Below are 19,015 nucleotides of genomic sequence, written 5' to 3'. Positions count from 1 at the left end.
GTCCTTAAATTCGGTTTCAGGTGCGCGAGGCGTTAAACAGTAAAGGCGTCTTGCAACAGTTTTTCCTGCTGCTCAGCGTGCATCGATGCGTAACCGCATGCAGGTGCAGCAGAAGCCTCACGGCCCGCGTACTCAAGTACGAGAGACTTGTTGAGATTGCTGATGCTGCGACGCATGTGGTGTTGGCTGCAGTACCACGCACCCTGGTTCATCGGCTCTTCCTGGCACCAGACGGCATTTTTGACGTTGGTGTAAGGAGCCAGGACTTCTTTCAAGTCGTCCTCAGGGAATGGGTACAGTTGCTCGATACGCACGATGGCGATGTCATCACGACCTTCGGCACGGCGTTTTTCCAGCAGGTCGTAGTAGACCTTGCCGCTACACAGAACAACGCGCTCGACCTTTTTCGGGTCCAGGGCATCGATTTCCGGGATAACGGTCTGGAACGAACCTTCCGCCAGATCTTCCAGCGTCGAGATGGCCAGTTTGTGGCGCAGCAGCGACTTCGGAGTCAGGACGATCAACGGCTTGCGCAGCGGGCGAATCACCTGACGGCGCAGCAAGTGGTAGATCTGAGCCGGCGTAGTCGGTACGGCAACCTGAATGTTGTGCTCGGCGCACAGCTGCAGGTAACGCTCCAGACGAGCCGAAGAGTGCTCCGGACCCTGACCTTCATAACCGTGCGGCAGCAGCATGGTCAGACCGCAGAGACGGCCCCACTTGTGCTCGCCACTGGTGATGAACTGGTCGATAACCACCTGGGCACCGTTGGCGAAGTCGCCGAACTGGGCTTCCCAGATCACCAGCGCCTCAGGCGTGGTGGTCGAGTAACCGTATTCGAACGCCAACACGGCTTCTTCGGACAGGAACGAATCGTACAGGTCAAAACGTGGCTGGCCGTTGTACAGGTTTTGCAGCGGGATGTAGGTGCCCGCGTCTTTCTGGTTGTGCAAGACAGCGTGACGGTGCGAGAACGTACCGCGACCGATGTCCTGACCCGTCATGCGAATCGGGTGACCTTCGAACGCCAGGGTCGCGTACGCCATGGTTTCGGCGTAACCCCAGTTGATCGGCAGGCCGCCGGCTTGCATTTTCTGACGGTCTTCGTAGATCTTCGAGACCTGGCGCTGAACCACGAAGCCTTCCGGAATTTCCAGCAGCTTGGCAGACAGTTCCTGCAAGGTTTTCAGATCGAAACGCGTGTCGTGACGCGCAGTCCAGGCGTGGCCCAGATACGGACGCCAGTCCACGAACAACTCTTTGTTCGGCTCTTTGACCAGGCTTTTTACTACATGCAGACCGTTGTCCAGCGCGTTGCGGTATTCATCGACTTTCGCCTGAACACGCTCAACGTCCAGCACACCGCTCTGAGTCAGGCGATCGGCATACAGTTCACGGGTGGTGCGCTGTTTGGTGATCTGCTGATACATCAGAGGTTGGGTGCCGCTTGGCTCGTCGGCCTCGTTGTGGCCGCGACGACGGTAGCAGACCAGGTCGATCACCACGTCACGCTTGAACTGCATGCGGTAGTCGATGGCCAGCTGGGTCACGAACAATACGGCTTCCGGATCATCACCATTCACATGGAGGATCGGCGCCTGGATCATCTTCGCAACGTCGGTCGCGTACTCGGTGGAACGCGAGTCCAGCGGGTTGCTGATGGTGAAACCGACCTGGTTGTTGATCACGATGTGCACGGTGCCGCCGGTCTTGAAACCGCGGGTCTGCGACATCTGGAAGGTTTCCATGACCACGCCCTGACCGGCGAACGCCGCGTCACCGTGGATGGAAATCGGCAGAACCTTCTCGCCGGTAGGGTCGTTACGACGATCCTGACGGGCACGAACGGACCCCTCGACCACTGGAGATACGATTTCCAGGTGGGACGGGTTGAACGCCATGGCCAGGTGAACTTCACCACCGGTGGTCATGACGTTGGACGAGAAGCCCTGGTGGTATTTAACGTCACCGGAACCCAGTTCAACCTTCTTCTTGCCTTCGAACTCGTCGAACAGCTCGCGCGGGTTCTTGCCGAAGGTGTTGACCAGCACGTTCAGACGGCCACGGTGGGCCATGCCGATAACGATTTCCTTGGTGCCGTAGGAACCGGAACGCTGGATCAGCTCGTCGAGCATTGGAATCAGGCTCTCGCCGCCTTCCAGACCGAAACGCTTGGTGCCCGGGTATTTGGTGCCCAGGTATTTTTCCAGACCTTCACCGGCAGTCACGCGCTCGAGCAGGTGGCTCTTGATGTCGGCGGAGTACGTCGGACGACCACGCACGCTTTCCAGACGCTGCTGGAACCACTGGCGCTGCTCGGAATCGGTGATGTGCGTGAATTCAGCGCCGATGGTGCGGCAATATGTCTGCTGCAACGCTTCGTGAATTTCGCGTAGGCTCGCCTCCTCTTTGCCGATGAACAGGTCGCCGGCACGGAAGGTCGTATCAAGATCGGCATTGGTCAAGCCGTAATGATTGATCGACAGGTCTGCAGGTGCAGGACGCTGCCACAGCCCCAGCGGGTCAAGCTGGGCTGCCTGGTGGCCACGCATACGGTAGGCCTGGATCAATCGCAGCACTTCAACTTGCTTCTTCTCGTGCTCACTGCTCACGCTGCCGGCGGAAACCGGTTGTGCGCGGCGCTGGTTCTTTGCCAGCAAGACGAAATGATCGCGAATTGTGGAGTGCGAAACATCGGTGGCAGAGTTGCCGTCAGTAGGCAACTTCTGAAAGTAGGTGCGCCACTCTTCTGGCACAGCGTTAGGGTCGTGCAGGTAGAGCTCATAAAGCTCTTCCACATAGGCAGCGTTTCCACCTGAAAGGTGGGCACTGTTCCACATGCGCTGCATCACGCTTTCTTGCATGCTTGGTCACCCTCGGTTAGGGGAACACCACCGGCGTCGACACCGAGCAAACTTGCAGAAGTCCGAATGCAGCGACCAAAACAAGCCACTTAGGATCACGCTGATAGTCCGGGTACCAGCCCGGATGCCCCTGCTTGTCTCATTTCTTCAAAATAAGAGCCGCAGCCTTGTAAGCTGCTGCCCAGGTTAAAACTACGGCGCCGGTTGAAGCCTGCGCCGTAGCATCTACGGGTACAGCGGTCCTGCAGTTACAGCTGAATCACACGCCGCTTTGCAGCAGCATGTTACGCACGTGACCGATGGCCTTAGTCGGGTTCAGGCCTTTCGGACAGACGTTGACGCAGTTCATGATCCCGCGGCAGCGGAATACGCTGAACGGGTCATCCAGCGAAGCCAGACGCTCGGCAGTCTTGGTGTCGCGGCTGTCTGCCAGGAAGCGATACGCTTGCAGCAGAGCAGCTGGACCCAGGAACTTGTCCGGGTTCCACCAGAAGGACGGGCAAGAGGTCGAGCAGCAAGCGCACAGGATGCACTCGTACAGACCGTCGAGCTTTTCACGCTCTTCCGGAGTCTGCAGACGTTCGATGGCCGGAGCCGGCGTGTCGTTCTGCAGGTATGGCTTAACCTTCTCGTATTGCTTGTAGAAGATGCTCATATCGACGACCAGGTCACGGATAACCGGCAAACCTGGCAGCGGACGAACGATCAGCTTGTTACCTTTTACGACAGAAGACAGCGGCGTGACGCACGCCAGACCGTTTTTGCCGTTGATGTTCATGCCGTCGGAACCGCAAACGCCTTCACGGCAAGAGCGACGATAGGAGAAACCTTCGTCCTGCTCTTTGATCAGGGCCAGCACGTCCAGCACCATCAGGTCTTTACCACCGGTATCGACCTGGAATTCCTGCATGAACGGCGCAGCGTCCTGATCAGGGTTGTAGCGATAAACACTGACTTGCAACATGGCGGCCACCCTTAATAAGTCCGAATCTTAGGTTCAAAAGTCGGAACAGTCTTCGGCGAGAAGTTCACAGCACGCTTGGTCACGCGCTTGTCACCCGGGAAGTACAGGGTGTGGCACAGCCAGTTTTCGTCATCGCGATCTTCGTAGTCTTCACGGGCGTGAGCACCGCGGGACTCTTTGCGGATCTCTGCAGCGATGGCGGTGGCTTCAGCAACTTCCAGCAGGTTCTGCAGTTCCAGCGCTTCGATACGCGCAGTGTTGAACGCCTGGCTCTTGTCGTTGATCTTGACGTTGGCGATACGGCCACGCAGATCAGCCAGTTGAGCGATGCCCTTCTGCATGTATTCACCGGTACGGAATACACCGAAGTAGTTCTGCATGCAGCTTTGCAGCTCTTTACGCAGAGTGGCGACGTCTTCGCCTTCGGTACGCGAGTTCAGGCCATCGAGACGCGCCAGGGCAGCGTCGATGTCGGACTGGCGTGGACGGGCGTAATCAACACCTTCTTTCAGGGTCTGCTCCAGGAACAGGCCAGCGGCACGGCCGAACACCACGAGGTCGAGCAGCGAGTTGCCGCCCAGACGGTTGGCACCGTGAACCGATACGCACGCCACTTCACCTACCGCGAACAGACCAGGAATGATCTGATCAACGCCGTCAGCGTCCTGAGTGATTGCCTGACCATGAATGTTGGTGGCAACGCCGCCCATCATATAGTGGCAGGTTGGAACGACCGGGATCGGCGCAACGGCAGGATCGACGTGAGCGAAGGTCTTGGACAGTTCCATGATGCCTGGCAGACGGCTGTGCAGAACTTCTTCACCGAGGTGATCGAGTTTCAGCATTACGTGGTCGCCATCGGGACCGCAACCGTTGCCAGCGATGATTTCTTTAACCATCGAGCGAGCAACAACGTCACGACCGGCGAGGTCTTTGGCGTTCGGAGCATAACGCTCCATGAAACGCTCGCCGTGCTTGTTGATCAGGTAGCCGCCTTCACCGCGGCAGCCTTCTGTTACCAGTACACCGGCGCCGGCGATACCGGTCGGGTGGAACTGCCACATTTCAATGTCTTGTACCGGCACGCCAGCACGCAGAGCCATGCCGACGCCGTCACCGGTGTTGATCAGGGCATTGGTGGTGGACGAGTAGATACGGCCCGCACCACCAGTCGCCAGTACAGTGGCGTTTGCGCGAACGTAGGAGGTTTCACCGGTTTCGATGCAGATGACGATCATGCCGACAAAGGCACCATCTTCATTCTTCACCAGATCGACGCCGTAATATTCGTTGAGGAATACGGTGCCGGCCTTCAGGTTGGCCTGATACAGGGTGTGCAGCAATGCGTGACCGGTACGGTCGGCAGCGGCGCAGGTACGGGCAGCCTGGCCACCTTTACCGAAGTCTTTCGACTGACCGCCGAACGGACGCTGGTAGATGCGACCCTGTTCGGTACGGGAGAACGGCAAGCCCATGTGCTCGAGCTCGAAGACTGCTTCCGGGCCTACGGAACACATGTATTCGATAGCGTCCTGGTCACCGATGTAGTCGGAACCCTTGACGGTATCGTACATGTGCCAGCGCCAGTCATCGTTTGGATCGGCGGACGCGATGGCGCAGGTGATGCCACCCTGGGCTGAAACAGTGTGCGAACGAGTCGGGAAAACCTTGGTGACAACGGCAGTCTTGTGACCGCCCTGTGCCAGCTGCAGCGCAGCGCGCATGCCGGCACCGCCGCCGCCAATGATGATGGCGTCGAACGAAAGCGTATTAACTGTAGTAGACATGAATCAGATACCCCAAAGAATCTGCACACCCCAGACGAAGTAGGCGAACATCGCAACGCCGCATACTGCCTGGAAGAGGAAACGTATCGCAGTCGCGGACTTGCCGAACGCCATTGGCGTCAAGTAGTCGGTCGCGATGGTCCACATGCCGACCCAGGCGTGAGCGCCGAGGGCAACGAGGGCCAGGAGACTGAAAATACGCATCCAGTTGTTTGCGAACAGTTCATGCCATTGGGCGTAGCCGATGCCGGGATGGGCAACCACGTATCCGATCAGGAAAATGAAGTAAGCCGCGAGAACGACCGCAGACACACGTTGTGCCATCCAGTCATAGAGGCCCGAACGCGACAGGTTCGTGACGTTAGTTACCATATCCAAACTCCTGCCAGAACGATTACCACCACGGAAACGGCGATAACGATTTTCGAGCCCAGTTTGCCGCCTTCAAGCGTCTCACCGATGCCCATGTCCATGATCAAATGGCGCACACCGGCAACCAGGTGATACAGCAAGGCGGACAGGATGCCCCAAATCACTAGCTTGGCTAGCGGACTGGTCAGACACGCTTTCACCTGACCGAAGCCTTCTTCCGAGTCGAGCGACTTGTCCAATGCATAAAGCATGATGGCCAGGCTGACAAAGAGGATGACACCGGAGATTCGGTGAAGAATGGACGTGTAAGCAGTGACTGGGAGTTTGATGGTCCTTAGGTCTAGGTTTACAGGTCGTTGGCTATTCACGGCTTTTTTTCACACTGAAGAGCCCCTAACAATCAGGGCAAAGTTGTTGGGGAGTGCACTGGTCAGGTACCCACCACCCAGGGAGTGCGACCCCCAATAAAGCAGGCCCAAAAGCCCCTGGCGGTCGGAGGCCGAGTATAGACAGTTAGGCTACTAATGACAACGCGTTCCCCTTCCCCTAATAGCGCATTGCACAAGTTGCATAAAAGGCGTAAATGGCAGTCAATTTCGAGGAAAAAGTCCGGTTAAAGCCTTCTGGAGCAAGACTTTAGGCAAATTGACATTCGAATTTATCTCACTATAGTGGTGCGGGCCCTGCGTGGGGGGTCTGTCTGATGATTTCAAGCATAAATAGGAGGCCACATGGCTGACAAAAAAGCGCAGTTGATCATCGAGGGCGCAGCCCCCGTCGAGCTGCCCATTTTAACCGGCACCGTTGGTCCCGATGTTATCGATGTTCGGGGCCTGACGGCCACGGGCCGTTTCACCTTTGACCCTGGTTTCATGTCGACCGCTTCCTGCGAGTCGAAGATCACCTATATCGACGGCGACAACGGCATTCTGCTGCACCGCGGCTACCCGATCGAACAGCTGGCTGAAAAGTCGGACTACCTGGAAACCTGCTATCTGCTGCTCAACGGTGAATTGCCGACCGCAGAACAGAAGGCCCAGTTCGTCAGCACCGTGAAGAACCACACCATGGTTCACGAGCAGTTGAAGACGTTCTTCAACGGCTTCCGTCGCGACGCCCACCCGATGGCTGTCATGTGCGGCGTAGTCGGCGCCCTCTCGGCCTTCTACCACGACTCCCTGGACATCAATAACCCGCAGCATCGCGAAATCTCCGCGATCCGCCTGGTTGCCAAGATGCCGACCCTGGCAGCGATGGTTTACAAGTACTCCATGGGCCAACCCATGATGTACCCGCGCAACGACCTGACGTACGCGGAAAACTTCCTGCACATGATGTTCAACACCCCGTGCGAGATCAAACCGATCAGCCCGGTACTCGCCAAGGCCATGGACCGGATCTTCATCCTCCATGCCGACCACGAGCAAAACGCATCGACTTCCACCGTACGCCTGGCCGGCTCTTCGGGTGCCAACCCGTTCGCCTGTATCGCTGCCGGCATCGCTGCACTGTGGGGCCCTGCCCACGGCGGCGCGAACGAAGCTGTTCTGACCATGCTCGATGAAATTGGCGATGTCTCGAACATCGACAAGTACATCGCCAAGGCCAAGGACAAGAACGATCCGTTCAAGCTGATGGGCTTCGGTCACCGGGTTTACAAAAACCGCGACCCACGCGCCACCGTGATGAAGCAGACCTGCGACGAAGTGCTGAAGGAACTGGGCATCAACAACGATCCGCAACTCGAACTGGCCATGCGCCTGGAAGAGATCGCCCTGACCGATCCGTACTTCATCGAGCGCTCGCTGTACCCGAACGTCGACTTCTACTCGGGGATCATCCTCAAGGCGATCGGCATTCCAACCAGCATGTTCACGGTAATCTTCGCTCTGGCGCGGACTGTCGGCTGGATCTCCCACTGGAAAGAAATGCTCTCCAGCCCGTACAAGATTGGCCGTCCGCGCCAGCTGTACACCGGCTACGAGTCGCGTGATATCACCAAGCTGGAAGACCGCAAATAAGACTTGTCTTGCGATAACGTCTTAAAGTTGTATCGAGAACGGCCTCTTATATAGAGGCCGTTTTTGTTTGTGCGCTTTGAATGTGTGGATGTGGATGTGCATATCCATTCCTGCGGTAACGGCGCCTATTGGTTCCGCTTTTACAGCGGGTTACTTGGAAAAGCGCCAAGTAACCAAGCGCTCTTGCCCCACCACTCGGCACCTCGCTTGAGCTCGGTGTGCCCGAACACAGGCATTGCTCCGCGGGTCGCCGCGATGGGCCATCCCTGGCCCAGCGCGGCTAAACCGGCATCCTTGCCGGTTTACCCGCTGCGCAATACCTGCGTTCGGCCAGCGTGGTTTAACGGGGCGCCTTAGATCAAAATCAAAACCTCGACGGCCTTCGGGCCGACCGGGGTGGCAAGCGACTGTGCACACACTCTCGATTTGCAATGAATCCCTGTGGGAGCGAGCCTGCTCGCGATAGCGTCGTCCCAGTCAACATCAATGTTGAATGGAAGTCCGGCATCGCGAGCAGGCTCGCACACAGTGGGAATTTCGTTGGGCATGGCATTGGTGTTCACCTGCGATCACCTGACCGAACTAACCGTCAGGTCAGCTCGAAACTAGCAGGCGCCGTTACACCAAACACGGATATGCACATATTCAAAAAAACCGGTCGGGACCATCGCCCCAAAGGGTCCGATAACCGCCCACAGAAAAATGCCCCGATCTCTCGACCGGGGCATTTCTGTTCAACCCAACTTACACAAACACTCTCGAAACCTTAGTGCGAAACCGCCCCACTCGCCCCCAGACCCGTCTGCGAACGAACAAACTGCGGGAAGAACAGCGCCCGCTCATTATCCGCAGCAGTCGACTTGTCAGTGATCGAGAAGAACCAGATCCCCACAAACGCAATGATCATCGAGAACAACGCCGGGTATTCATACGGGAAGATCGCCTTCTCGTGATGCAGGATCTGCACCCAGATGGTTGGCCCGAGGACCATCAAGCCTACCGCACTGACCAGACCCAGCCAGCCACCGATCATCGCACCGCGGGTGGTCAGCTTCTTCCAGTACATGGAAAGCAGCAGCACCGGGAAATTGCAGCTCGCCGCGATGGAGAACGCCAGGCCCACCATGAACGCGATGTTCTGGCTTTCGAACAGAATACCCAGACCGATCGCCAGCACCGCCAGTGCGATGGTGGTGATTTTCGAGACACGAATCTCGTCCTTCTCGTTCGCCTTGCCTTTCTTGATCACGCTGGCATAGAGGTCATGGGACACCGCCGAAGCACCGGCCAGGGTCAGACCGGCAACCACTGCCAGAATGGTCGCGAACGCTACCGCCGAGATGAAGCCCAGGAAAATACTGCCACCGACCGCATTGGCCAGGTGCACCGCCGCCATGTTGTTGCCGCCCAACAGCGCGCCAGCCGCATCTTTGAAAGCCGGGTTGGTGCTGACCAGCAGGATCGCGCCGAAGCCGATGATGAAGGTCAGGATGTAGAAGTAACCAATGAAGCCGGTTGCATACAGCACGCTCTTGCGAGCTTCTTTCGCATCACTCACGGTGAAGAAGCGCATCAGGATGTGTGGCAGGCCAGCGGTACCGAACATCAGCGCCAGGCCCAGGGAGAACGCGGAGACCGGATCTTTCACCAGACCGCCCGGGCTCATGATCGCCTCACCTTTAGGGTGAACCTTGATCGCCTCGGAGAACAGGGCACTGAAGTCGAAGTTGACGTGCTTCATTACCATCAGCGCCATGAACGAGGCACCGGACAGCAACAGCACAGCCTTGATGATCTGCACCCAAGTGGTCGCCAGCATGCCGCCGAACAGCACGTACATGCACATCAGGATACCGACCAGGATCACTGCAACGTGGTAGTCGAGACCGAACAGCAGCTGGATCAGCTTGCCGGCACCGACCATTTGCGCGATCAGGTAGAACGCCACCACCACCAGCGAACCGCAAGCGGACAGCGAGCGAATCTGGGTTTGCCCAAGGCGGTAGGACGCCACGTCGGCAAAAGTGTATTTACCCAGGTTACGCAGGCGCTCGGCGATCAGGAACAGAATGATCGGCCAGCCCACCAGGAAGCCGATCGAGTAGATCAGGCCGTCGTATCCGGAGGTGAACACCAGGGCGGAAATACCCAGGAAGGACGCCGCGGACATGTAGTCGCCGGCGATCGCCAGGCCGTTCTGGAAACCGGTGATTTTGCCGCCGGCCGCATAGTAGTCGGCCGCCGAGTTGTTTTTCTTCGAAGCCCAGTAGGTGATATACAAAGTCGCGCCGACAAACGCCACGAACATCAGGATCGCGGCGACGTTCAGCGGTTGTTTGGTCACTGCACCGGTCAGGGCTTCAGCCGCCCAGGCGCCAGGTGCGAACGCTGCGATGCTCAAAAGAGCCATTAGACGCCGGATCATTGCTGAGCCTCCTTGAGAATCGCATTGTTCAGGTCGTCGAATTCGCCATTGGCGCGTCGAACGTAGATCGCGGTGAGGATGAAGGCCGAAAGAATCAGCCCGACACCGATCGGTATGCCCCAGGTTATCGATGACTCAGGGCTGATCTTCGCGCCCAGAATATGCGGCCCGTAAGCGATCAAAAGGATGAATCCGGAGTAAAGCCCAAGCATGATCGCCGAAAGAATCCAGGCGAACCTTTCTCGCTTACTAACCAGCTCCTTGAAGCGCGGGCTGTTTTGAATCGAGAGGTAAATGCTGTCGTTCATTGTTTTTATCCTCGCAGCACAGATTATTGGTGGAACGGTATCCACTCTATGCGGCTGCGGGGCAGGTTCCAGACGACCTTAGTATTAGAACGACATGACAGAATCGCCATTTTCCAGCATGCAGAAAATAAAAGGCCCCCAGGCATTTGTGCCAAGGGGCCTTCAGAGGTGCTGACCCAACGCGTCAGCTCAGATTATTTGATCCAGTCTGCAACGCGCTCCGGGTGCTTGGCGACCCAATCCTTCGCGGCCGCTTCAGGCTTGGCGCCTTCTTGAATGGCCAGCATGACTTCGCCGATTTCGTCTTTCGAAGACCATTGGAAGTTTTTCAGGAACTTGGCCACTTCCGGTGCTTTGGTTGCCAGCTCTTTGCTGCCGATGCTGTTCACGGTTTCAGCCGCGCCATACACGCCTTTCGGGTCTTCGAGGAAGCGCAGTTTCCACTTGGCGAACATCCAGTGCGGTACCCAACCGGTCACGGCAATGGATTCGTTTTTCTTCTCGGCGCGGGTCAGCTCGGCAATCATGCCGGCGCCGGAACTGGCCTTGAGTTGATAGCCAGTCAGGTCGTAGTCCTTGATGGCCTGCTCGGTCTTGAGCATCACGCCCGAACCGGCGTCGATGCCGACGATGCGCTTCTTGAAGCTATCGTCTGTTTTCAGATCTTCAAGCGACTTGGCCTTGACGTACTCCGGCACGATCAGACCGATTTTCGCGTCCTTGAAGTTCGGGCCGTAATCGACGACCTGGTCTTTGTTCTTGGCCCAGTAATCACCGTGAGTCACCGGTAACCAGGCCGACAGCATGGCGTCGAGTTTGCCTGTCGCCACGCCCTGCCACATGATCCCGGTCGCGACGGCTTGCAGCTTCACGTCATAACCCAGCTTCTGCTTGATCACTTCGGCGGCCACATGGGTGGTCGCTACGCTGTCGGACCAGCCATCAACGTAACCGATGCTCAGGGTCTTGCTCTCGGCATTGGCGAATGTGGAGCCAATCGCAAGTACCAGAGCGGCACCTGCGCCTAAAAGTCGTCGCATCTTCATCGTTACTTCCCCGAAAGTGCTGCGCTCGACGGATGCCGAGTCGCGTCAACGTATTGTTATGGTGCACAGCGCCCCCATCACGCCCACCGCAAACTCGTTCGATCATCAGCGCGATTTATCAACAAGGGAACTGACGCCTCGATAATCAACCTGACGCCAACCGGAACCTGTGCTGTCAGCGACCTCAAGGCATCGAGAAACGACATCAGAACGCCATTAATCACGACCACCTTCAGCGCTCCCGCCGATCCGCCCGAACTTTGCATGTCAAAATCATGCAGGCCACCAAGCGCGGGGCAATTGCAGGTAACATGCGCGGCTTTGCTCCCAGACGGCCTGACCATGCCCGCGACATCACGCTTTCCTTTTTTTGCATATTTATTCGCCTGCCTGCTGGGGCTTTTTGCCCTTGGCGGTTTTTGGTACGGACTCGGCAAACCGGTGAGTCTGCCGGACGTGGCCAGCGCAACGCACAAGCTGCAATGCGCCTCCTACACCCCATTCGACAAAGACCAATCGCCGTTCGATCAGCCGTTCAAGTTGCGCCCCGAGCGCATGGACGCCGACCTCGCTTTGCTGGCCACCCGCTTCGAATGCATCCGCACCTATTCCATGACCGGCCTCGAGGCCCTGCCCGATCTGGCGCGAAAGCATGGCCTGAAGCTGATGATCGGCGCCTGGGTCAACAGCAATCCGGTGGACACCGAGAAAGAAGTCGACCTGCTGATTGCCTCCGCCAACGCCAACCAGGACGTGGTGACGTCGGTGATCGTCGGCAACGAGACTCTATTGCGCAAGGAAATCACCGGCGCTCAGCTGGCCAGGCTGATCGGCAAGGTCAAAAGTCAGGTCAAGCAGCCTGTCACTTATGCCGACGTCTGGGAGTTCTGGCTCAAACACCCGGAAATCGCCCCCGCAGTGGACTTCCTGACCATCCACCTGCTGCCCTACTGGGAGGATGAGCCTTCGAACATCGACGCCGCGCTGCAGCATGTTCGCGAAGTGCGTCAGGTGTTCGGCAACAAATTCGCACCCAAAGACGTGATGATCGGCGAAACCGGCTGGCCAAGCGAAGGCCGTCAGCGCGAAACCGCCCTCCCAAGCCGAGTCAACGAGGCCAAGTTCATTCGCAACTTTGTGATCATGGCCGAGCAAGAAGGCTGGCACTACAACCTGATCGAAGCCTTCGACCAACCCTGGAAACGCGCCAGTGAAGGGGCGGTCGGTGGTTACTGGGGGCTGTTCGATGCCGATCGTCAGGACAAGGGCGTGCTGGCGGGGCCAGTGTCGAACGTGCCGTACTGGTCGCAGTGGCTGGTGGTGGGTGGCGTGATCTTCCTCGGCACACTGATCCTGGGCGGACGCGTACGCAGCACCCGCGCGGCCTTGGTTCTGCCGCTTCTGGGCGCGCTGGCAGCCTGTTCGATTGGTGCATGGGGCGATTTGGCGCGGGTTACCACGCGATTTACCAGTGAATGGTTGTGGGTCGCCTTGCTGACCGGTTTGAACCTGCTGGTGCTGGCGCATGCAGCGCTGACATTGAGCGCTCGCACGGGTTGGCGTGGGCAAGCCTTCGCTGCGCTGGAACGTAGGGCGGGCTGGTTGCTGGCAGTGGCAGGTTTTGCGGCGGCGGTGATGATGCTGGAGCTGGTGCTGGATCCGCGTTATCGCAGCTTCCCGAGTGTCGCGTTCATCCTGCCGGCGCTGGTTTACCTGTGCCGTCCGGTGAGCGTGCCACGTCGAGAGATTGCCCTGCTGACCTTCATCGTCGGTGCCGGCATTGCGCCGCAGTTGTATCGCGAAGGTTTGCAAAACCAGCAGGCCTGGGGCTGGGCATTGGTGAGCGTGTTGATGGTGGCGGCGTTGTGGCGCAGTTTGCGGGTGCGCAAGGGCTGATCTTTCAGTGCTGCTACCGGCCCTGACGCGGGCAAGCCACGCGCCCACAGGTTCTTCAGCGAATACAGATTTTGTGTACGACAAAGATCCTGTGGGAGCGCGACTTGCCCGCGAGGGCTGACGATCAGGCGCTACGAGGCGCCCGGACCAGTCGCAAAGCAGCAATCACCACAGCAAACACAGCCATCGTCGTGTTGTACAACGCCAGCGCCGGAAACCCGAACACCAGCGCCAGTATCGCCAACCACCACCCTGCCCGGCCCGGCAACACAAAGCCGATCACCGCTGCCGCCAGGGCGGTCCAGCCCAATACCTGGAAATGAATCATCAAGCCCAGGTTCGAACGGACCACGCATTCCCAGCGGCTCGCGTCGTCGACGCAGAGACCGACCCACTGCGCATCCTCCATGAAGCCATAACGCGCGCCATAACTGGCGGCCAGCCATAAAGGCAGCAAGACAAGCAGCAGAATCACGGGCAAACGGCGGGACATGAGGCACTCCAATAAGCGAAAACGGCGGCCAGCTTAATCCGACGACAGCCTGACGCAAGCGTTAACAACAGTTAACTGGGCAGTCAATCGCTGCAAAGTGTATCGTCCACCTACCATTACTCCGAAATTAGGCCTGATTGGTGCCGATGCATGGCACTTTGACGCAACCCCTGTGGTCATAGCCTGCGAACTTCATCCGGCACCATTCTCTCTAAGGGATCTAGTCATGCTCCGTTCCTTGCGCTTCGCCGCCCTGTTTGGCGGCCTTATTTTGAGTGCGTCCGCACTGGCGGTCGATATCGACGCCGCCAGTTATGGCTACCCTTTGACCAACCCGTTCGAGGCGACTATCGCCACGACGCCGCCGGACCTGCGTCCGGAGTTGCCGCTTGACGATGACATCGACCAGGAAACCCGCAGCGTCACGTTGCGCCCGGAGCGTGAGTTCGAACTGCCGGACAACTTCTGGCCGGTGAAGAAACTGACCTATCGCATCGCCACCCAGGATAAAGCGGCCCCACTGATCTTCCTGATCGCCGGCACTGGCGCGCGCTATGACAGCAGCCTCAACGAATACCTGAAAAAGCTCTACTACAAAGCCGGTTACCACGTAGTACAGCTGTCGTCGCCCACCAGCTTCGACTTCATGAGCGCTGCGTCACGCTTTGCCACACCCGGTATCACCAAGGATGACGCCGAAGACATGTACCGGGTGATGCAGGCCGTGCGGGCACAAAACCCGAAAGTGGCCGTCACCGATTACTACCTGACCGGTTACAGCCTGGGTGCCCTGGACGCCGCATTCGTCGCGCATCTGGACGAAACCCGCCGCAGCTTCAATTTCAAGAAAGTCTTGCTGCTCAACCCGCCGGTCAACCTCTACACCTCGATCACCAACCTGGACAGGCTCGTCCAGACAGAGGTCAAGGGCATCAACAACAGCACGACGTTCTATGAACTGGTACTGAACAAACTGACCCGCTACTTCCAGCAAAAAGGCTACATCGACCTCAACGATGCCCTGCTCTATGACTTCCAGCAGTCCAAGCAACACCTGACCAACGAACAGATGGCCATGCTCATCGGCACGTCGTTCCGCTTCTCGGCCGCCGACATCGCCTTTACCTCGGACCTGATCAACCGTCGCGGCCTGATCACGCCGCCGAAAACGCCTATCACAGAAGGCACGACGCTCACTCCGTACCTCAAGCGTGCGCTGCAGTGCGACTTCGACTGCTACATCACCGAACAAGTGATCCCGATGTGGCGCGCGCGCACCGACGGCGGCAGCCTGCTGCAACTGATCGACCAGGTCAGCCTGTATGCCTTGAAGGATTACCTGCACGACAGCCCGAAAATCGCGGTCATGCATAACGCCGACGATGTGATTCTCGGCCCTGGCGACCTCGGTTTCCTGCGCAAGACCTTCGGCGATCGCTTGACCGTTTATCCACTGGGCGGCCATTGCGGCAACCTTAACTACCGCGTCAACAGCGACGCCATGCTGGAGTTCTTCCGTGGCTAAATACCTCCTGCTTATCGCAGCGTTACTCTGTGCAGGCGTCGCCAATGCCGACAACAGCAAAGCCAACGCGCCAGTTGTCATCGACAATGACGGTTTCAAGGAGCCGTTGAGCAAACTGAAATTCAACCCGGGCCTGGACCAGCGCGAGTTCGAGCGCTCCACCCTCAACGCACTGAACGTGTACGACCCGTTGGAAGAGTGGAACCGCCGGGTGTATCACTTCAACTACCGCTTCGACCAATGGGTGTTCCTGCCGGTGGTCGACGGTTATCGCTACATCACGCCTGGTTTCCTGCGCACCGGCGTCAGCAACTTCTTCAACAACCTCGGCGACGTGCCGAACCTGATGAACAGCCTGCTGCAGTTCAAGGGCAAGCGTTCGATGGAAACCACCGCGCGCCTGCTGCTCAATACCACCATCGGTATTGCCGGCCTGTGGGACCCGGCCACCGCCATGGGCCTGCCGCGCCAGAGCGAAGATTTCGGCCAGACGCTCGGCTTCTACGGCGTACCGGGCGGCGCCTACTTCGTGCTGCCGATCCTCGGCCCTTCCAACATCCGCGACACCGGCGGCCTGGCCGTGGACTTCACCGCCGAAAACGCGATCAACTTCCTGAACGTCGCCGAAGTCAGCTCCAACCACCCTGAAGTGTGGATCCTGCGCAGCATCGACAAGCGCCACCAGACCAGCTTCCGCTATGGCCAGCTGAACTCGCCGTTCGAGTATGAGAAGGTGCGCTACGTGTACACCGAGTCGCGCAAGCTGCAGATCGCCGAGTAATCCGGCAGCAACAAAAAAGGCCATTCGATGCGAGTCGAATGGCCTTTTTCATGCGCGGTACTTCAAACACCACAAATCAACTGTGTCAGGCGTTAGCCTTTCACTGTTTTCCAGATCTTGCTGACAACCATCACACCCGCCAACACCACCGCACCCGCCACAATCCCCGCCACCGCGTTCAACAATGTCGGCACGATAAACCCGGCACCGCCCGCCCCCGCGCTGACGCTTTCGATCCAGTGATGAACCACCGGTACGCCGTGGGTGAGAATCCCGCCGCCCACCAGAAACATCGCCGCTGTGCCGATCACCGACAGGCTTTTCATCATGTAGGGCGCCGCACGCAAAATCCCGCCGCCGATGCTTTTAGCCATCTGGCCGGGCTTCTGGGTCAGCCACAGGCCGAGGTCATCGAGCTTGACGATGCCGGCCACCAGACCATAGACGCCGATGGTCATGACGATGGCGATGCCTGAGAGCACGATGACTTGCTGGGTCAGCGACGCATCCGCCACGGTGCCGAGGGTGATGGCGATGATTTCCGCTGAAAGAATGAAGTCGGTGCGGATGGCGCCCTTGATCTTGTCCTTTTCGAACGCCACCAGATCGACCGCCGGATCGGCCACGGCTTCGACCAATTCCGCATGCTCTGCCTGATCTTCAGCCTTGCTGTGCAGGAACTTGTGCGCGAGCTTCTCGAAACCTTCGAAACACAGGTAGGCGCCGCCGACCATCAGCAACGGCGTGACCAGCCAGGGAATGAACGCACTGATCGCCAACGCCGAGGGCACCAGGATCAGTTTGTTGAGAAAGGAGCCCTTGGCAACCGCCCAGACCACCGGGATTTCCCGCTCGGCGCGTACACCACTGACCTGCTGGGCGTTGAGCGCCAGGTCGTCACCGAGCACGCCGGCGGTTTTCTTGGCGGCCATTTTGGTCATCAACGCCACGTCGTCGAGTACGGCGGCAATGTCGTCGATCAGCAACAGTAAACTGCTTCCTGCCATGAATCAGGTGTCCTTCTTGAATGAATACTGCGCAGCATAGCGTGGCCGAGCACCACACGGGGCATTCTTGAGCGTCGCGCGAGGCCGGTGCTACCATGCGCAACCGCCAGAACAGGCAAGGAACCACCTGGTTTATGAGCACTATCCGCGAGCGCAACAAAGAACTGATCCTGCGTGCCGCCAGTGAAGAATTTGCCGACAAGGGCTTCGCTGCGACCAAAACCAGTGACATCGCAGCCAAGGCGGGATTGCCCAAGCCCAACGTCTACTACTACTTCAAATCCAAGGAAAACCTCTACCGCGAGGTCCTGGAAAGCATCATCGAGCCCATCCTGCAGGCCTCGACGCCGTTCAACGCCGACGGCGTGCCCAGTGAAGTGCTGAGCGGCTACATTCGCTCGAAAATCCGCATCTCCCGCGACCTGCCCTTCGCCTCCAAGGTGTTCGCCAGCGAAATCATGCACGGCGCCCCGCACCTGAGCGCCGACCTGGTCGAACAACTGAACAGCCAGGCCAAGCACAACATCGATTGCATCCAGACCTGGATCGACCGCGGCCAGATCTCCCCCATCGACCCCAACCACCTGATGTTCAGCATCTGGGCCGCGACCCAGACCTACGCCGACTTTGACTGGCAGATCACCGCGATTACCGGCAAGGCCAAGCTGGATGAAGAGGATTATGAAGCCGCGGCGCGGACGATTATTCGGTTGGTGCTTAAAGGATGTGAGCCGGATCATTAAGATTGCGGTGACTTTATCGCTTGCACGCTAGCTCCCACAGTGATCTCTGATGCTCAGATATTCCCCTGTGGGAGCCAGCCTGCCGGCGATGGCGATAGATCAATCAATAAAGATTAAGCACTCACCCCCGCATCCGCCCGCAACCCCAACGCCTCGATTGCATTGATCGCACACTGTTCGTCGACATCCGACAGATCCCCGCTGATCCCCACCGCTCCCAGCACATTCCCGTCCTGATCCCGAATCAACACGCCTCCCGGTGCCGGCACCACACTGCCCTGCCCCAGACCGTTCAAAGCCGCAATAAACGCCGGGCGTTGCTGGGCATCCAGTGCCAGCAGGCGAGAGCCTTTGCCCAGTGCGATCGCGCCCCAGGCTTTGCCGATGGCGATGTGCGGTCGCAGCAGGCTGGCGCCGTCTTCGCGTTGCAGCGAAAGCAGATGCCCGCCGGCATCCAGCACGGCAATGGTCAACGGGGCCGCCGAAATCGCACGCGCGGCGGAGATGGCCTGACTGGTCAGGTTGACTGCCATTTTCAAGGTTAAAGCGCTCATGGTGCCGTCCTCATTTTGTTATAGGGAAAGCGAATGGACTGCGCGTTTGTGCTGCAGACCGATGCAACAAATAGAACACAATGAGTTATTTTTTTGTATACAATAATTATCGAAAAGCGCCCCATGCGACGAAAAGCCACAGCAGAACAGGCTTCCGACGAATGAAACAGTCGCTTGAGAAAATGGATTGACCTGCGCCGTCCGCCGTGAATACACTCTGCGCAAAGCC

General features: G+C 58.2%; 17 protein-coding genes. 5 read left to right on the top strand and 12 right to left on the bottom strand.

Annotated features, from left to right (window positions below):
• Positions 1-32 precede the first annotated feature (32 nt).
• The 5 genes from ACM1ZW_RS17415 to sdhC all read right to left on the bottom strand — a co-directional run bounded on the left by ACM1ZW_RS17415 (position 33) and on the right by sdhC (position 6,355).
• A complete protein-coding gene (locus tag ACM1ZW_RS17415; protein WP_414878541.1) occupies positions 33-2,864 on the bottom strand; it encodes a 2-oxoglutarate dehydrogenase E1 component in 2,832 nt (943 codons plus the stop codon).
• 259 nt (positions 2,865-3,123) lie between these two features.
• Positions 3,124-3,828 carry a succinate dehydrogenase iron-sulfur subunit gene (locus ACM1ZW_RS17410; protein ID WP_010456852.1) on the bottom strand — a complete coding sequence of 235 codons (705 nt, stop codon included), beginning with the start codon at positions 3,826-3,828 and terminating at the stop codon, positions 3,124-3,126.
• Between the two features lie 11 nt (positions 3,829-3,839).
• The gene (sdhA, locus tag ACM1ZW_RS17405) at positions 3,840-5,615 is read right to left on the bottom strand and encodes a succinate dehydrogenase flavoprotein subunit (protein ID WP_008032662.1); all 1,776 of its coding nucleotides are present in this window, start codon (positions 5,613-5,615) and stop codon (positions 3,840-3,842) included.
• 3 nt (positions 5,616-5,618) lie between these two features.
• On the bottom strand, positions 5,619-5,987 hold the full coding sequence (sdhD, locus tag ACM1ZW_RS17400; protein WP_017337243.1) for a succinate dehydrogenase, hydrophobic membrane anchor protein: 369 nt from the start codon (positions 5,985-5,987) through the stop codon (positions 5,619-5,621).
• Positions 5,981-6,355: a succinate dehydrogenase, cytochrome b556 subunit gene (sdhC, locus tag ACM1ZW_RS17395; RefSeq protein WP_017337242.1), complete on the bottom strand. Its 375-nt coding sequence runs from the start codon at positions 6,353-6,355 to the stop codon at positions 5,981-5,983. The genes sdhD and sdhC overlap by 7 nt, the downstream gene beginning before the upstream one ends.
• A 363-nt stretch (positions 6,356-6,718) precedes the next feature.
• Here sdhC and gltA point away from each other — a divergent pair, with 363 nt between their 5' ends.
• Positions 6,719-8,008 (top strand): citrate synthase, encoded by a 1,290-nt coding sequence (gene gltA, locus ACM1ZW_RS17390; protein WP_017337241.1) that lies wholly within the window; start codon positions 6,719-6,721, stop codon positions 8,006-8,008.
• A gap of 353 nt (positions 8,009-8,361) precedes the next feature.
• On the opposite strand, the gene ACM1ZW_RS17385 is transcribed toward gltA, so the two are convergent.
• The 4 genes from ACM1ZW_RS17385 to ACM1ZW_RS17370 form a co-directional block, all read right to left on the bottom strand.
• Positions 8,362-8,571: a hypothetical protein gene (locus ACM1ZW_RS17385; RefSeq protein ID WP_416738959.1), complete on the bottom strand. Its 210-nt coding sequence runs from the start codon at positions 8,569-8,571 to the stop codon at positions 8,362-8,364.
• A gap of 203 nt (positions 8,572-8,774) precedes the next feature.
• Positions 8,775-10,433 (bottom strand): cation acetate symporter, encoded by a 1,659-nt coding sequence (locus ACM1ZW_RS17380; protein ID WP_017337239.1) that lies wholly within the window; start codon positions 10,431-10,433, stop codon positions 8,775-8,777.
• Positions 10,430-10,741 (bottom strand): DUF485 domain-containing protein, encoded by a 312-nt coding sequence (locus ACM1ZW_RS17375; RefSeq protein ID WP_017337238.1) that lies wholly within the window; start codon positions 10,739-10,741, stop codon positions 10,430-10,432. The genes ACM1ZW_RS17380 and ACM1ZW_RS17375 overlap by 4 nt, the downstream gene beginning before the upstream one ends.
• Positions 10,742-10,935: 194 nt before the next feature.
• Positions 10,936-11,787, bottom strand: a complete 852-nt coding sequence (locus ACM1ZW_RS17370) for a glycine betaine ABC transporter substrate-binding protein (RefSeq protein ID WP_017337237.1) — start codon at positions 11,785-11,787, stop codon at positions 10,936-10,938.
• 300 nt (positions 11,788-12,087) lie between these two features.
• On the opposite strand from ACM1ZW_RS17370, the gene ACM1ZW_RS17365 reads away from it, so the two are divergent.
• The gene (locus ACM1ZW_RS17365; RefSeq protein ID WP_017337235.1) at positions 12,088-13,683 is read left to right on the top strand and encodes a beta-1,6-glucan synthase; all 1,596 of its coding nucleotides are present in this window, start codon (positions 12,088-12,090) and stop codon (positions 13,681-13,683) included.
• Positions 13,684-13,807: 124 nt separating this feature from the next.
• Here ACM1ZW_RS17365 and ACM1ZW_RS17360 read toward each other — a convergent pair whose 3' ends face one another.
• Positions 13,808-14,176, bottom strand: coding sequence for a hypothetical protein (locus tag ACM1ZW_RS17360; protein ID WP_416738958.1), 369 nt, complete (start codon positions 14,174-14,176; stop codon positions 13,808-13,810).
• Between the two features lie 226 nt (positions 14,177-14,402).
• On the opposite strand from ACM1ZW_RS17360, the gene ACM1ZW_RS17355 reads away from it, so the two are divergent.
• Positions 14,403-15,701 (top strand): serine protein kinase PrkA, encoded by a 1,299-nt coding sequence (locus ACM1ZW_RS17355; protein ID WP_017337233.1) that lies wholly within the window; start codon positions 14,403-14,405, stop codon positions 15,699-15,701.
• On the top strand, positions 15,694-16,482 hold the full coding sequence (locus ACM1ZW_RS17350; protein ID WP_017337232.1) for a VacJ family lipoprotein: 789 nt from the start codon (positions 15,694-15,696) through the stop codon (positions 16,480-16,482). The genes ACM1ZW_RS17355 and ACM1ZW_RS17350 overlap by 8 nt, the downstream gene beginning before the upstream one ends.
• A gap of 92 nt (positions 16,483-16,574) precedes the next feature.
• On the opposite strand, the gene ACM1ZW_RS17345 is transcribed toward ACM1ZW_RS17350, so the two are convergent.
• On the bottom strand, positions 16,575-17,489 hold the full coding sequence (locus ACM1ZW_RS17345) for a DUF808 domain-containing protein (RefSeq protein ID WP_017337231.1): 915 nt from the start codon (positions 17,487-17,489) through the stop codon (positions 16,575-16,577).
• 134 nt (positions 17,490-17,623) lie between these two features.
• On the opposite strand from ACM1ZW_RS17345, the gene ACM1ZW_RS17340 reads away from it, so the two are divergent.
• A complete protein-coding gene (locus tag ACM1ZW_RS17340) occupies positions 17,624-18,232 on the top strand; it encodes a TetR/AcrR family transcriptional regulator (RefSeq protein WP_017337230.1) in 609 nt (202 codons plus the stop codon).
• Positions 18,233-18,345: 113 nt separating this feature from the next.
• On the opposite strand, the gene ACM1ZW_RS17335 is transcribed toward ACM1ZW_RS17340, so the two are convergent.
• Positions 18,346-18,786, bottom strand: a complete 441-nt coding sequence (locus tag ACM1ZW_RS17335) for a GlcG/HbpS family heme-binding protein (RefSeq protein WP_416738957.1) — start codon at positions 18,784-18,786, stop codon at positions 18,346-18,348.
• Positions 18,787-19,015 lie beyond the last annotated feature (229 nt).

The sequence above is a fragment of the Pseudomonas sp. NFX71 genome, assembly GCF_048079215.1.
Classification (GTDB): domain Bacteria; phylum Pseudomonadota; class Gammaproteobacteria; order Pseudomonadales; family Pseudomonadaceae; genus Aquipseudomonas; species Aquipseudomonas fluorescens_B.
Note: the sequence above shows the minus strand (reverse complement) of the source record. Positions and strands in the feature narration are given on the sequence as shown.